The organism is Phytomonospora sp. NPDC050363, from assembly GCF_040655735.1.
GTDB lineage: Bacteria > Actinomycetota > Actinomycetes > Mycobacteriales > Micromonosporaceae > Phytomonospora.
Genome location: NZ_JBFAKK010000008.1, coordinates 358,990 through 372,441 on the forward strand (window position 1 = coordinate 358,990; position 13,452 = coordinate 372,441).

General features: G+C 71.3%; 14 protein-coding genes. 5 read left to right on the top strand and 9 right to left on the bottom strand.

Annotation, left to right across the window (positions count from 1 at the left end; genetic code table 11):
- Positions 1 to 14 precede the first annotated feature (14 nt).
- Positions 15 to 608, bottom strand: a complete 594-nt coding sequence (locus tag AB0I28_RS23655) for a hypothetical protein (protein WP_357496633.1) — start codon at positions 606 to 608, stop codon at positions 15 to 17.
- Between the two features lie 221 nt (positions 609 to 829).
- Between AB0I28_RS23655 and AB0I28_RS23660 the strand changes: the two genes are divergently transcribed.
- Entirely contained in the window at positions 830 to 2,356 is a 1,527-nt protein-coding gene (locus tag AB0I28_RS23660; RefSeq protein WP_357496635.1) for an Hsp70 family protein, read from the top strand.
- A 4-nt stretch (positions 2,357 to 2,360) separates the two neighbouring features.
- Here AB0I28_RS23660 and AB0I28_RS23665 read toward each other — a convergent pair whose 3' ends face one another.
- From AB0I28_RS23665 to AB0I28_RS23680, 4 genes are all read right to left on the bottom strand, one after another.
- The gene (locus AB0I28_RS23665) at positions 2,361 to 3,143 is read right to left on the bottom strand and encodes a hypothetical protein (protein WP_357496637.1); all 783 of its coding nucleotides are present in this window, start codon (positions 3,141 to 3,143) and stop codon (positions 2,361 to 2,363) included.
- Between the two features lie 104 nt (positions 3,144 to 3,247).
- A complete protein-coding gene (locus AB0I28_RS23670; RefSeq protein ID WP_357496639.1) occupies positions 3,248 to 4,171 on the bottom strand; it encodes a hypothetical protein in 924 nt (307 codons plus the stop codon).
- Positions 4,172 to 4,298: 127 nt separating this feature from the next.
- Positions 4,299 to 4,721, bottom strand: a complete 423-nt coding sequence (locus AB0I28_RS23675) for a hypothetical protein (RefSeq protein ID WP_357496641.1) — start codon at positions 4,719 to 4,721, stop codon at positions 4,299 to 4,301.
- A gap of 206 nt (positions 4,722 to 4,927) precedes the next feature.
- Positions 4,928 to 5,572, bottom strand: a complete 645-nt coding sequence (locus AB0I28_RS23680) for a LysE family translocator (RefSeq protein WP_357496643.1) — start codon at positions 5,570 to 5,572, stop codon at positions 4,928 to 4,930.
- 201 nt (positions 5,573 to 5,773) lie between these two features.
- On the opposite strand from AB0I28_RS23680, the gene AB0I28_RS23685 reads away from it, so the two are divergent.
- Positions 5,774 to 7,576: a GMC family oxidoreductase gene (locus AB0I28_RS23685; protein WP_357496644.1), complete on the top strand. Its 1,803-nt coding sequence runs from the start codon at positions 5,774 to 5,776 to the stop codon at positions 7,574 to 7,576.
- Positions 7,577 to 7,631: 55 nt separating this feature from the next.
- Here AB0I28_RS23685 and AB0I28_RS23690 read toward each other — a convergent pair whose 3' ends face one another.
- From AB0I28_RS23690 to AB0I28_RS23700, 3 genes are read right to left on the bottom strand one after another with little or no spacing between them, the layout of a single operon-like run.
- On the bottom strand, positions 7,632 to 9,278 hold the full coding sequence (locus AB0I28_RS23690; protein WP_357496646.1) for an AMP-binding protein: 1,647 nt from the start codon (positions 9,276 to 9,278) through the stop codon (positions 7,632 to 7,634).
- Entirely contained in the window at positions 9,275 to 10,408 is a 1,134-nt protein-coding gene (locus tag AB0I28_RS23695; RefSeq protein ID WP_357496648.1) for a cytochrome P450, read from the bottom strand. The genes AB0I28_RS23690 and AB0I28_RS23695 overlap by 4 nt, the downstream gene beginning before the upstream one ends.
- Positions 10,405 to 10,683: an acyl carrier protein gene (locus AB0I28_RS23700; protein ID WP_357496650.1), complete on the bottom strand. Its 279-nt coding sequence runs from the start codon at positions 10,681 to 10,683 to the stop codon at positions 10,405 to 10,407. The genes AB0I28_RS23695 and AB0I28_RS23700 overlap by 4 nt, the downstream gene beginning before the upstream one ends.
- A gap of 70 nt (positions 10,684 to 10,753) precedes the next feature.
- Here AB0I28_RS23700 and AB0I28_RS23705 point away from each other — a divergent pair, with 70 nt between their 5' ends.
- Together AB0I28_RS23705 and AB0I28_RS23710 are read left to right on the top strand one after the other, a co-directional pair.
- Positions 10,754 to 11,482, top strand: a complete 729-nt coding sequence (locus AB0I28_RS23705) for an SDR family oxidoreductase (protein WP_357496652.1) — start codon at positions 10,754 to 10,756, stop codon at positions 11,480 to 11,482.
- Positions 11,483 to 11,626: 144 nt separating this feature from the next.
- Positions 11,627 to 12,181 carry an EF-hand domain-containing protein gene (locus AB0I28_RS23710; RefSeq protein WP_357496654.1) on the top strand — a complete coding sequence of 185 codons (555 nt, stop codon included), beginning with the start codon at positions 11,627 to 11,629 and terminating at the stop codon, positions 12,179 to 12,181.
- A gap of 286 nt (positions 12,182 to 12,467) precedes the next feature.
- Here the strand turns inward: AB0I28_RS23710 and AB0I28_RS23715 are convergent, their stop codons facing one another.
- A complete protein-coding gene (locus AB0I28_RS23715; protein ID WP_357496656.1) occupies positions 12,468 to 12,920 on the bottom strand; it encodes a DUF4279 domain-containing protein in 453 nt (150 codons plus the stop codon).
- Positions 12,921 to 13,173: 253 nt separating this feature from the next.
- Between AB0I28_RS23715 and AB0I28_RS23720 the strand changes: the two genes are divergently transcribed.
- Positions 13,174 to 13,452, top strand: coding sequence for a hypothetical protein (locus AB0I28_RS23720; protein ID WP_357496658.1), 279 nt, complete (start codon positions 13,174 to 13,176; stop codon positions 13,450 to 13,452).

The window sequence follows — 13,452 nt, forward strand, 5'->3', positions numbered from 1 at the left end:
CCCTCCGTCGAAGATCAGGAACGTACCGCGCCCGCCCGCCGCCCCCACGCCCGCACACCCGCGCGAAGCAGCAGCACCCCGGCCCACACGCACGCCACCGCCAGGACCCCGTCCCACGCCGCCCAGCCCAGCCCCTCGTCGCTGAACACGTACGCGGCGGTGCCGTCGTACTTCGGCCCGTGCGCGCGGAAGTAGTAGTGGTAAGCCTCGGCCGGCACGACGGCCCCCGCGGCCATGACGAGCCCGGCCACGCCCAGCACCACGCCAGCCACCCGCCCCCGCCACACCGGCAGCGGCGGCGTCGCGGCGTCCCCGGCCCGCGCGGCCCGCACCCGGTCGACCGCACCGAGCACCAGCCAGCACGCCAGACCCAGGCACGCCGCCACCAGCACGCCCTGACGCGCGTGCCACTCGTGGAAGTAGAGGCCACGCAGCGCGAATACGTACGGGTCGGCCCGCCCGTTGAGCGCGCCGGTCCCGTTCATGTGCACCAGGAACGCCGTCGCCGGCAAGGTCGCGCCCGCCACGGCGAACACCACCGCGACGGCCAGCCGCCACCCCGCCGAGACATATCCCCGCACCGCGATCACGGGTGCCGGCTCGCTCATCGTGTCCATACCCGGCACAACGACCCGCCCGCCCGGCACGACCCGCCGCCCTCCCCGCAACGGGTGTCCACGACCTCGCATTCGGCCTCACCCGAAGCCCATCGGCGACCGCCGGTGCCTCCCGACTCCCGCCGACGTCCCCTACGCCCAGCGGCCGTGCGGACCGCCCCGCCCGCGGTTCGCCGCGTAGCGGAAACCCCGCTCTCGGTTAGCATTCACCGATGACCGGGACGCGCCTGGCCGTCGACTACGGCACCTCGAACACCGTCGCGATGCTCGCCTTCGCCGACGGTCGCGCACGGCCCCTGTTGTTCGACGGTTCCCCGCTGCTCCCCTCCGCGGTCTACGCCCAGCCCGACGGTCTCGTGCTCACCGGCCGCGACGCGCAGAACAGCGCCCGCCTCGATCCCTCCCGCTACGAGCCGAACCCCAAGCGCCGCATCGACGACCGGGAACTGTTACTCGGCGACCGCTCCTGGCCCCTGGCCGACCTCATCGCGCGCACCCTCGCCCACGTCGCCGCCGAGGCCGCCCGCACCGCCGGCGGCCCCGTCGGCAGCCTGGTCATGACGTGCCCGGTGGCGTGGGGCCCGATGCGCAGGCGCACGCTCCAGGACGCCGCCCAGCGCGCCCGGCTTCCTCGGCCGACGCTGGTGACCGAGCCCGTGGCCGCCGCCTCCTACTTCGCCGCCAAGCTCGACCGTCAGGTCACCGGTGGCCGCAGCGTCGTCGTCTACGACCTCGGCGGTGGCACCTTCGACGTGTGCGTCGTCCGCCGCGAGGCCGGCGGTTTCCAGCCCCTCGCCTACCGGGGCATGGACGACTTCGGCGGCGTCGACCTCGACGCCCTGGTCATCGCCCAGGTCGGCGCCTCCGTTCGGGACGCGGACCCGCAGGCGTGGCGGCGGCTCACCGTGCCGGAAACGACGGCGGACAAGCGGTGCCTCCAGGCGTTCTGGGACCACGCGCGCGGCGCGAAGGAGAGCCTGTCGCGGCGATCCCACGTGCAGATCCTCGTCCCGATCACCGACAAGGACACCACCGTCTCCCGCGAGGCCTTCGAGCACGACGCGCGGGCCACGCTGCAACGCACGGTCGACACCACCCGCGCCGTGATGCGGGAGGCGCACGTCGAGGCCGGCGACGTCGCGGGCGTGTTCCTGGTCGGCGGCTCGACACGCGTGCCGATGGTCGCGACCCTGCTGCACCAAGGCCTCGGCATCGCTCCGACCATCATCGAACAGCCCGAGACGGTCGTCGCGGAAGGCGCGCTGGTCGCCACGGCGGCGCCGGCCGCCAGGCCCGCCCCACTAGCGCGTCCTGTGCCGGCCGGTCCGACCCTGCGACCGCAAGTCGGTACACGCGACACCGCGACCGAACCGCCGCCCCCGGCCTCGGCGCTCCTCGGTGTCGTCCTGATCGGCGTCGGCCTGCTCATGCTCCTGGGCGCGCCATGGACCGCGATCAATACGGGCGACGACTATCCCATGTCCCTGGTGGCCAGCGTGGGGGCGTTCCTGCTGCTCGGTGGCAACGTGACCACGTGGTTCTGGGCACGGCTGCCGAGAACCACCCGCTTCGCCCTTCCGGGCGCGTACCTGGCCTTGTCTCCGTACTGGTTCCTCATCGAAGGCGTCGACTCCAGCCTGGAGCACGCGGAGGTGGGCTTCGGTGGCTGGGTCCTACTCGGCTTCTGCGCCGCCACCGCCCTGCTCACCGCCGCGACCTACCGCCTCGGCAAGCGGTAGCCGCCTACCGGTTGGCGGCCAGCACCTCGTCGGCCTCGGCCCGCAGTCCGCGCCACTCCTCGGCGGCCGCCGCGATCTCTTCGGCGCGGTCGGCCTCGAACGCGGCCAAGGCCTCGGCACCGTCGGCGAGAACGTGCTCGTGCAGCGGCCGACGGCATGCGGCGTCGGCCCGCGCGCCGGCGATCTCGCGGCCCTCGGTGTCCAGGCGGAACCCCGGCCACAGCTCGGTTCCGTCGTAGCCGCCGTGCTTGGTGTGGACGTCGAAACCATGGTCGTCCATGCAGGACGCCCACTCGCCGATGAGCGACTGCGCCCTCGGCGTGGACTGGATGTCGGTGAGCAGCGCGGTGAAGTCGGCGCCGATCGTCTGGGTGACGCCGGTCGGGTAGGTCCCGTCCGTCATCGCGGTCCCCGCGCTGGAGCATCCGCCGTTCATCGCGGCGATCCATCCCGCCTCGTCGGCCGCCGACAGCCCTTCGTTGCCGAGCGGATGAACACGGCCGTCGGCGATGAAGCCCTCGGACGCCGCGAGGGCCGCCATCTCGGCGATCCCGAAGTCGTCGGACGGCTCCGCCCACGCCGTGAGGTCACCGGGCGGTCCGGGCCGGGTGAGGCGGCCGCCGACGACATAAGGCATGACGTGGTAGTCCCAGCCCTGCTCGGCCATGCAGTCGGAGATGGCGTTCCACATGCGGTAGTTGGCCACCGCGTTGGCACGCAGGTGGTCGCGCGGTGTGCCTCCGAGGAGGGTCCGCAGGCGCGTGTAGACCTCACGCCCGGCTTGCACCCGCTCCGCCGGCGGCCCCCCGCCTTCGCCTCCACAGCCGACGAGCACCGCGGCAGCCGCGAGCACCACGACGACTGCGGCCCACCGCCCGAACCGCACACGCCTCACAACCCCGCCGCAGCGTGGTCGGCGCGCAGCCGCTCCCACTGCTCCGCCAGCGCGGCCAGCTCACCGGCGTGCGCCACCTTGAACCCGGCCAGCTTCCCGGCGACGGCACCCAGGACCTCGTAGTGCAAAGCGGCGCGACACCCAACATCCGCCTTCGCCGCCGAGGCCTCGTACGCGACCGCCGCCACGAAGCGCGGGTCCGCCCGCAAGGTCTCCGGGTCGTCGGGGATCCCACGGGGATACCGGTCGAGGATCGCGCCCTGCAAGTTCGCCCACGGCTCGTGCCCCTCGTAACCGTCCGCCTGCACGGTCACGTCGAACCCGGCGTCCACCATGCACCCGACGTACTCCGGCAACCTCGACTGCACCGACTCGGCGCCGTTCAGTTCCTCGATGAGCCCATGGAAGACGTTGCCCAGCTCTCCGTCCCCCGGGTACTCGCTGTCGGTGCCGGCGAAGCCCCGCTCAGCGCACTCGAACGACATCGCCGCACGCCAGGCCTTCTGATCGGCCTCACTGAGCGCGGCGAAGACGGCGGCTCCGTCGACGTCGGTGGCCGGCCTGGCGGCGGCGAGTTTCCCGGCGCCCCAACCGAAGTCGTCGCCCACCGGCGCGAAGGCCGTCGAGTCGCCGGGATTGACCTCCCTGGCGACGCCGCCGCGGTAGGGAATGGGCCGGTAGTCGAAGCCGTGCTCGGCCATGCAGTCCGATATGCGCCGCTGCTGCCGGAGGTTCAGCAACTCCTCGGCCTTGTAGCGATCGGCGGCGGTACCGAACACCGCGTGGTTGAGATCGAGGTAGAGCGCCTCGGCCCGCGACTGCGCGGCAGTCGGCACGAACCCGGACCCGGCCCAGCTGCTTCCGGTAGTCGTCGTGAGCACCAGAGCCGCGACGGCGGCAAGGGCGAGTTGGCGTTTCACGTGGGTTCCCCTCCCGAGCCCCGCTGTCGGGCACGGGCGGGACTCTCTCCTCCGGTAACGCTGTGGATCTCGTTTCGGTGACGGAAGAGAGGGGAGCCCCTGCGACATGGGGCTGGGGGACCGGTCACTACCGCGCCGCAGGTCCCTCCGGCCGGCCGAAGGCCTCCTCGAAGATCGCGGCCATTCCCGGATCCGGAATCCGTGGCGGCGGCGGGTCCTCGTAACTACGAAAACGAAGCTCGACAGGATCCCCGACCCCCGTGACCGCGTACACGGCCAGCCGCCGACCGTCCGCCTCCCCGGTCCCGACTTCCATACGCCGTCCCAGCCTTCGCGGCGCGTGTCCCGCCTGCCCGGCCAGCGGGCCGTCGAGGTACACGGCGGGCCGGTGCTGCGGCGCGACCTCGACGTGGTCCAGTTCGTGCTCGCGCATGAGATCGCTGTGATCGGCGTCGGCGTCGACGAGGACCCACGTGTCGTCCGGCAGCACCAGCATGCGTTTCCCGGGTTCGACCATCCGCTCACTGAGGTGTCCGCGGCGATCGCTCACCCTCCACCGGGCGTCGCTCACCGGTGACCTCACCCGCGCCTTCCTGCTCCTCGCCCGATCGACTCCCCGCCCGGGGAGAGGCCGCCCGGCCGGCTACTGGCCCACGCTGGTCACCGCCGGCGAACTCCTCGCCCGCCGCGACGACCAGAACCACGACCTCGCGACGGCGCTACAGGCGTGCCGCCGCGCCGCCGCGCCTAAAGCGCCTATACCGCCACAGCCTTCGTCCGGTCCGTCGCCAGCTTGATCGCCATCCCCGCCAGCACCGTCCCCATCAGGTACCGCTGCACGCGCATCCACACCGGCCGACGTCCGAGGAAGCCCGCGATCGAGCCGGCGCCCACCGCGATGAGCCCGTTCACCGTGACCGCGATGAGCACCTGGATCATCCCGAGCTGAATGCTCTGCAACGCGACCGATCCCCCTGCCGGGTCGATGAACTGCGGAAGCAGCGACAGGTACAGGATCGCGACCTTCGGGTTCAGCAGACTGGTGACCAGCCCCATCGTGAAGAGCTTGCGGTTGCTGTCGGCCGGCAGCTCCGTCGGCGCGAACACCGCCGGCCCCTTCGGCCGAAACGCACTCCACGCCAGCCAGAGCAGGTAGCACGCCCCCGCGATCTTCAACGCCGTGTACACCACCGGCACCAGCGCGAACACCGCGGCGAGTCCGGCGGCGGTGGCCAGCACGTAGGCGACCAAGCCGAGCCCGACGCCGGCCAGCGACACCAGCCCGGCCCGGCGGCCCTGCGTGATCGAGCGCGACACCAGGTAGATCATGTTCGGCCCGGGTATGAGGACCATCCCCAGTTCGATGGCGGTGATGCCGAGGGCTGCGTGGGCACTGATCACGAGCGTTCCTCCGGGTGCGCGGGCGGGCTCGGGGGAAGCGTAAGGACAGGGGGCCGACGGCGGGGCGCGTCGTGGCGGAGGTCACCGGCCCGCGATCACGCCCGACGCGGCGGCCAGATCGGATACCCGGCGCCCCATGTAGCCTGAAGCCAGTTTGCCCTTTATAAGACTTTTGTCGCTTTCGAAGGAACAGGGAGCCCCATGGACCACACCCCGGCGGACCGCGCCTCCGACGCGTCCGGCGCCTACGACTACATCGTCATCGGCTCGGGCCCCGGCGGCGGCCCCGTCGCCGCCAACCTCGCCGAGGCCGGCTTCTCGGTCCTCGTCCTGGAGGCCGGCCCGCCCAGCGGCGACGCGACCTTCCGCGACGTCCCGTTGTTCTTCCCGAAGGCCACCGACGATCCCGAGGTCGCCTGGGAGTTCTGGGTCCAGCACTACGACGGCGGCAAGGCCACCCACGGCGACTCCTGGATCGACGACAAGGGCGGCGTCCTCTACCCGCGCTCGGCCACGATCGGCGGCTGCGCGGTCCACAACGCCAGCATCGTCATGTACCCGGCGCACGGCGACTGGGACGAGATCATGGAACTGACCGGCGACGAGGGCTGGCACCACGAGGCCATGTGGCGCCACTGGCAGAAGGTCCTCGCATGGCAGGCCCTGTCCTCCAACGACCCCTTCGCCGACCTGGAGTCCGGCCGCGCCCACCCCGACCGCCTGGTCGACTCCCTCGACGGCCCCGCCTGGTACCTGGAGTCGAAGCAGGGCGTCAAGAACTCCGGAAAGCTCAACGACCGCGAGAACGTCGGCACCGCGGGCTTCTGGAACCTGGAGAACGGGATCAAGGACGGCGTCCGCCAAGGAGTCCGCGACCGCCTCCTCTCGGCCGCGAGCAGCTGCCCTCGGCTGGAGATCCGGTGTGACGCCCTGGTCGAGAAGATCCTCTTCGAGCCCGGCGACAGCGGCCCGCGCGCGGTCGGCGTCCGGTTCCTCAATGGACGCCACCTCTACGACGCGTCGCCGAAACACCGCCGGACCACCGAGGCCGAGCGCGCCGACATGCGCCGCACCGTCCGCGCCCGCCGGGAGATCATCGTCGCCGGTGGCGCCTACAACAGCCCGCAGATCCTCATGCTCAGCGGGATCGGCCCCGCCGAACACCTTCGCTCGCACGGCATCGAGGTCCTCGTCGACTCGCCGCGCGTCGGCGGGAACCTCCAGGACCGCCGGGAGATCTCGGTGGTCGACGAGTACCACCTGCCGGAGCTGGCGGACAACCGGCACGTCACCGACCTGGCCGAGTCCTTGGCGTCGAAGGACTCTCCCGGCCCCAGCGCCTGCCTCGACGCGTGGCGCGCCGACCCGGCGAGCTCCCCGCTCGGCATGTACGGCAACCCTTGCGTCAACTACACCACCGAGGGCTCTGACCGGCCGACCACCAACGTCTGCACGACCGGCGCTCCGTTCCAGTTCCGCAACCACCACCCCGACTGGGTCGACGAGGCGCGCGCGACGATCGGCCGCACCTGGACGTGGCTGTCGCTCATGGGCTACACCGAGGACCGCGATGGCTACGTGCGCCTGCGATCGGCCGATCCGACCCGCAGCCCCGAGATCAACTTCCGCGCCTTCGGCAACGGCACGGGCGGGGACGCCGACCTCGACGCGCTGGTCGCGGCCATCGAGGTCTGCCGGTCGATCAACCGCGCCGAAGGCGGCGGTGGTGCCGAGATCTTCCCCGGTTCCGAGGTCGAGGACCTGCGCGACTTCATCCGCAAGGAGCATTACGGCCACCATCCCGCCTGCTCCAACCCGATCGGCCGGACGCGCGCGGACTCGGCCGTCGACAGCACCTTCAAGGTCCACGGCACCGAAGGGCTGCGTGTCGTCGACGCCTCGGTCTTCCCGAAGATGCCGGGGCTGTTCCTGATCGCCGCCGTGGAAACGCTCTCCCAGAAGGCGAGCGTCGACATCCTCCGCGACGCGCGGGCCCGAGGCTGAACCGCTCGCCGGGGGCCGCCCTGAGCGGCCCCCGGCGAGCGGGTTCGAAGCGATGTCAGCCGGTCGTCGAAGGCAGCATCCGCCGGCCGATCCGGCGGCGCGCGAGGTCCCGCTGCCATTTGCCGCTGGACGTCTGCGGGATCCATCCCGGGTTCACCGCGTGCACGTCGACCTCGGCGAGTCCCAGGCGCTGGGCGACGGTCAGCCGAAGGTCGGCGGTCACGGCGCCGGCGTCGAGGCCGCGCGGGACTTCGGCCACCACCACGATGGTCTCGGTGTCGGTGTCGGCGAAAGCCACGCAGCGGCCGCGATGCACTCCGGGATGCGTTCGGGCGAGTTCCTCGACGTCCTCCGGGAAGTGGTTCTGCCCGCGCAGGACGATCATCTCCTTGCGGCGTCCGGCGATGAACAGGTCGCCGTCGAGCCGGAACCCCAGATCCCCGGTGCGAAGCCATGCGCCGTCGAAGGCGCGGGCCGTGGCCTGCGGGTCGTGCAGGTATCCGGTGGTCACCGAGGGCCCGGCGATCTGGATTTCGCCGACCGTCCCTTCAGGACAGTACGCGCCGGAGTCGTCGACCAGCCGCACGTTCATGCCCTCGACCGGCCGTCCGACGCCGACCAGTGCCTTGGCGTTCTCGTGCCCTTCGGGCAGCAGGTGCGCCCGGCCGTGGTCGGCGAGCAGCGCGCGGTCGACGTGGACGACGCGGGGCACCTCGCCGAGTCCGGGGAAGGTGATCGCCAGTGTCGCCTCGGCCATGCCGTACACCGGGTACATCACCGAAGGCGCGACGCCGGCCGGCGCGAGACCGCGTCGGAAGTCCGCGACGGTGTCGGCACGCACCGGCTCGGCGCCGTTGTAGGCCAGCCGCCACCGCGAGAGGTCGAGGTCGGCCGTCGCCGCGGCGGTCAGTTTCGAGACGATGCGCCGGTAGGAGAAGTCCGGCCCGGTCAGCAGCGTCCCGGCGTTGTCCGACAGCAGCCGCAGGGCCGTCAGCGGCCGGAACAGGAACGCCAGCGGCGACATCACCTGGGCGCTTCCGCCGGCGAGCAGGACGGCCAGCACGCCGAACAGGCCCAGGTCGTGGAAGTGCGGCGCCCAGCTCACCATCACGTCGCGTTCGGTGAAGTCGCTCGTCACGACGATCGCGCGCAACCCGGCCATGACGACGGAGTGCGTCAGCATCACGCCTTTGGGGTTGCCGGTGCTTCCCGACGTGAACTGGACGACGGCCAGGTCGTCGGGCTCGATCCTCGGCAGGGCACCGGTTCCCGGGGCGTCCAGGTCGGTGCCGAGTACCGTGAGCCCGGGGCAGAGCGCCGCCAGCGCGTCGGCGAGGTCGGCGTGCTCGGCGTGCGTGACGAGGAATCGCATCCGCGCCCTGCGAACCGTCGGCGCGAGCAGTTCGGCTCCCCGCTCCGGAGCCAGTGACGGCGGTGCCAGCATCGCCGCGGCGGCGCCGGAGCGCACCACACCGAACAGTCCAATGAGGACCTCGGGCGAGGCGGGCAGCAGCAGCCCGACCACGTCGCCGGTCGCGACTCCGTGGCCGAGCAGTCCGTGGGCGAAGCGTGCCGAGGCCTCTTCCAGTTCGGCGCCGGTCAGCCGGTGTCCCGTTCCGGGGTAGGTGACCGAAACGCGCGGCCCGAACGCCGATGCCGCGTCGGCGAGCGTCGGGCAGGCCAGTGTGTCCATTGTGGTCATGACAGCTCGTGGAATCGGACGAGGAGTTCGGCGGCCGGGGTGACCGTCGAACCGTTGTGGGAGACGTCGCCGACGTGGTCGCCGGGCTCGGCGCTCAGGCGGAATCGCCGCAGGACCATCGTGGTGATGAGCTTGACCTCCATCGTCGCGACGTGGACACCGGGGCACAGCCGCCGTCCCGCGCTGAAAGGCGTGAGCGCGAACCGGTCGGGTTCGGCAGCGCGATGCCGTTCGGGGCGGAATTCGTGGGGGGCGTCGAAGAGCTCGGGGTCGCGGTGGGACTCCGCGACCGCGTAGAACACCGCGCTGCCGGCCGGGATCAGCGTCTCGCCGAAGCGCAGGTCGGTCTCGGCCCGGCGCGGCAGCCACGCCAGCGGCGGGTGCAGTCGCATGGTCTCGACGAAGGCCGACTCCAGAAGCGCTTCGGTCGCGTCCTCGCGGATCGCGTCCTGGTGGCCCGGGTGATGCGCCAGCAGCCACAGAAGCCGGGCGGTGACGAAGCTCGTGGTGTCGAACCCGGCGAGGATGACGATCCCGAGGTTCTCGGCGATCGCCGCGTCGGCCGGGCCGTCGGGGAGTTCGCGCAGGCGGCGTACCGGCCCGTCTTCGGCTCCCATCCGGTCGACGGCTCGCATCAGCGTCTCGCGCATGCGCCTTCGCGCCTTGACGATCCGCCGTGCGACCCGGTCGCCGTTGGGATCGCCCAAGGGTGCGCCCGGGTCCTGCAGGTCGGTGTAGGCCGCCAACAGGTCCATCGCCTCGGCTGCGTGGATGCCGGCGAACAACGCGGCCGACACCTCGAACACCGCCTTGCGGGTCAGCGCGTGCACGTCGATGGGCCGGTCCGGCTCCACCAGCGCCAGTGCCCGGCCGAAGACCTCGCGCACCAGGGCCCGGTAGTCGTCGGCGGCGCGCTTGGTGAGCACGGGCATCAGCGCCTTGCGCAGCTCACGGTGCCGTGCTCCGTCCACATTGAGCACTCCGCGGCCGAAGCGGTCGCCGAACACCAGATCCCAGCCGCCGGCGTGGGAGAGCTGCTCGTCGGAGGCCCGGAAGAAGTCCTCGGCCATCCGCCGCCCGCGCAGGAAGACGCGGTCGGGCGGGATCTCCTGGCAGACCTCGACGTTCATGCCGGGGCGGTCTCGGTCACCGCGATCCGGGCGGCCAGCTCGTTGATCGTCGGCGGGAGCATGAAGAGCCGCGGATCGACCTCGTCTTCGACCCCGAAGGCCTCCTCGACGGCGATCAGCATCTCCATCCGGTCCACCGAGTCCACGCCCAGCTCCGCCGCCAGGTGCTCGTCGCCGCTGAGCGGGGCCGCGGCCAGGTCCGGCTTGATCGCCCGGACCGCCGTCAGCAACACGGAGCGCACGGAGTCGTACTGCGCCTTCGGGTGATCGCTCACTTGGCCTCCATCCGGTTTCTCGTAAAATGATACGTTACGTCACCATATGACTGCTATCAGTGGGGACGTCATGAGTCCGCTAGTGGGAAAGACGGCGCTGGTGACCGGCGGGTCGCGCGGCATAGGCCGGGCCATCGTCGAGCGGCTCACCGACGACGGCGTGCGAGTCGCCTTCGGGTACCACAGGGACGACGACGCGGCCGGGGAAGTCGCCGCGGCCACCGGTGCCCACCCGATCCGCTCCGACATCGCCACCCGGGCCGGCGTCGGCGAGCTCGTCGAGAGGGCCGACGAACTGCTCGGCGGCCTGGACGCGCTGGTCAACAACGCCGCCGTCTGGCTGCCGCGCAGTCGCTTCGACGAGGCCGACGAGGCGACCTACGACCGGGCCATGTCGGTCAACGCCAAGAGCGTCTTCTTCGCCATTCAGCAGGCCGCGCCGCGCCTGCGCGACGGCTCGCGCATCGTGAACCTGTCGTCCATCGCCACGCGGCGGCCGACGCCGGGCAACGCGATCTACGCGGCCGGCAAGGCCGCCGTCGAGCAGTTCACCGCCATCGCCGCCCAGGAGCTCGGGGATCGCGGCATCACCGTCAACTGCGTCGCGCCGGGGGCCACCGACACGGCGCTGCTCCAGCAGTCGCTCCCACCGCAGCTGTTGGCCCGCGCGGCCCGCAACACGCTCTTCGCGCGCCTGGGGACCGGCCGCGACATCGCGGGCGTGGTCGCCTTCCTGCTCGGCCCGGACTCCGCGTGGATCACCGGGCAGACCATCGGCGCCAACGGCGGGCTCCTGTGACCGTCGGGGGCCGGGCGGCCCCCGTCGTAGGTGAAGTTCTTTTTGTCCTCAACACGACATGTGGATGTTGACAGGAGTGCCCTATTTGCGCACTAGGTCCGTATTGTCAGGACGGCAATGTCCGGTAGAGCTGAGAGGAACCACGTGAACAAGCTGCTGAAAGCCAAGGCCAAGCGGTACTTCGAGTCCCTGGACACCACCGGGGACGGCCGGATCACCGAGGCCGACATGCACAACATCGCGGAGCGTCACGCGACGGCCAACGGTTTCGCGCAGAACTCCCCCGACGCGCGGAGCCTGCGCGACGCGACCGTGGCCTTCTGGGACAAGAACCTCAAGCAGATGGACACCAGCGGCAACGGCGAGATCAGCCTCGCGGAGTTCACCACCGCCGTCGAGCAGCTCGCGGCCGCGGGTGTGGGGCAGTACGAGACCCTCGTATGGCCGACCGCCGACGCGTACTTCGACCTGTGCGACCACGACGGCAGCGGGGAACTCAACCAGGAGGAGTTCCTGCGGATCTTCGGTGGCGCGGCCAGCGTCCCGGCCGACGAGAGCATCGCGACCTTCCGTCAGCTCGACAAGGACAACAGCGGTGTCCTGTCCCGCGCCGAGTACCACGCCGCGCTCAAGGAGTTCTACTACAGCACCGACCCGAGCGCCGTGGGCATCCACCTGTTCGGCCGCGTCGACGCCTGAGGCCGCCGACGGGGGACCTGACCTCGGCGGTCGCGGCCGCCGAGCGTCCTGAGGGGACAGCGTGAGGCATTCGGGCCGTCCCGCCGCTCGCCGGTGGGACGGCCTCGGGCGTGCCGTGCCTTGCGGTGAGAACGCGGTGATCGTGGCAGTGGCGCACCTGAGTTGGCAGTGCATGCGGTAGTGCGGCGGAGACATCTGGCAGCCCGCGCGGTGGAAAGCGGCCTCAAGCGCCTCGGACGCGACGTCCAACATGGAGTCCAGCCCGGATCGGTAGCCGGCGTGGACGCTAGTCGTACTCGTCGACGTCGAGGAAGGCACCCGTGGCCGCAAGGAACTCGATGACCCGCCGATCGAGGACCCAGCCCAGCAGGTGCTGGTCGGGGATGCGGACCAGGTTCTCCTCGGCGGGCTGCGGCTTTGGGTCCTCCCCGTCCTCGTCTTCGAAGAAGCGAACGACCTCCAGCACGGCGGCCACTTCGTCAGGCTCACGGCAGAGTTCGGCGATCTTCGCGGTGACCGGTGTCAGCCTTGCGAGCACGCGGTCGATCTGCTCGTCTACCCGCAGGCCACGCTCATCGCAGCGGACCTGCCAGGAGTGGCAGACCGGCACGGGAGGGTCGGCCCGGCGTGAGCCCCGCACGGAGAAGCGGTCGGGCTCCACGCCCAGCCGGGCGGTGATCTCGGTGGCGGGCATCGTCTCGGACTTGATCGCGAAGTACACGTACTGGCTCATCCTCATCGCGGCCAGTACAGCCACCCGAGCGCCCGCGAGCAAGCGGTTAACCCACCACCCGAACCTTCCGGAGCACTGCCGACAAGTCGCGCTGAACCTGCGTGCGCGATCCGGGGCAGACTTTACAAACCGCAGGTCAGGGGCAGCGGCCGCTGCCATGACACTGCGTTCTCGCTCTTGCCGGCACGCCATCACCGCCGAGCATGCCGAACCGGCGCATTCCAGTCCGAACTCCCCGCCGATGACGGACGATCAAGCCATGAGCGACAACGCCGACCTCACGGCCAGCCTGCGAACGATCGACGAGGCCCTGCGCAGGCTGGATCGGCCGATCAAACCGAACGACATCGTCGGCCCGGGCCTCGGCGCCCACGAGGCGCGCTCGGCCTTCGTCGACGTCGTGCGCCACCGCCTGGTCGAGTTCACCGAAGGCACCTACGACGGCCCGGGCAAGCAGGAGTCGGAGGTCGTCATCAAACGGCTGACCGCGAAGGGCCACGAGCTCCTCGGCACCGAGGACACCGCGCCCACGGCCTGA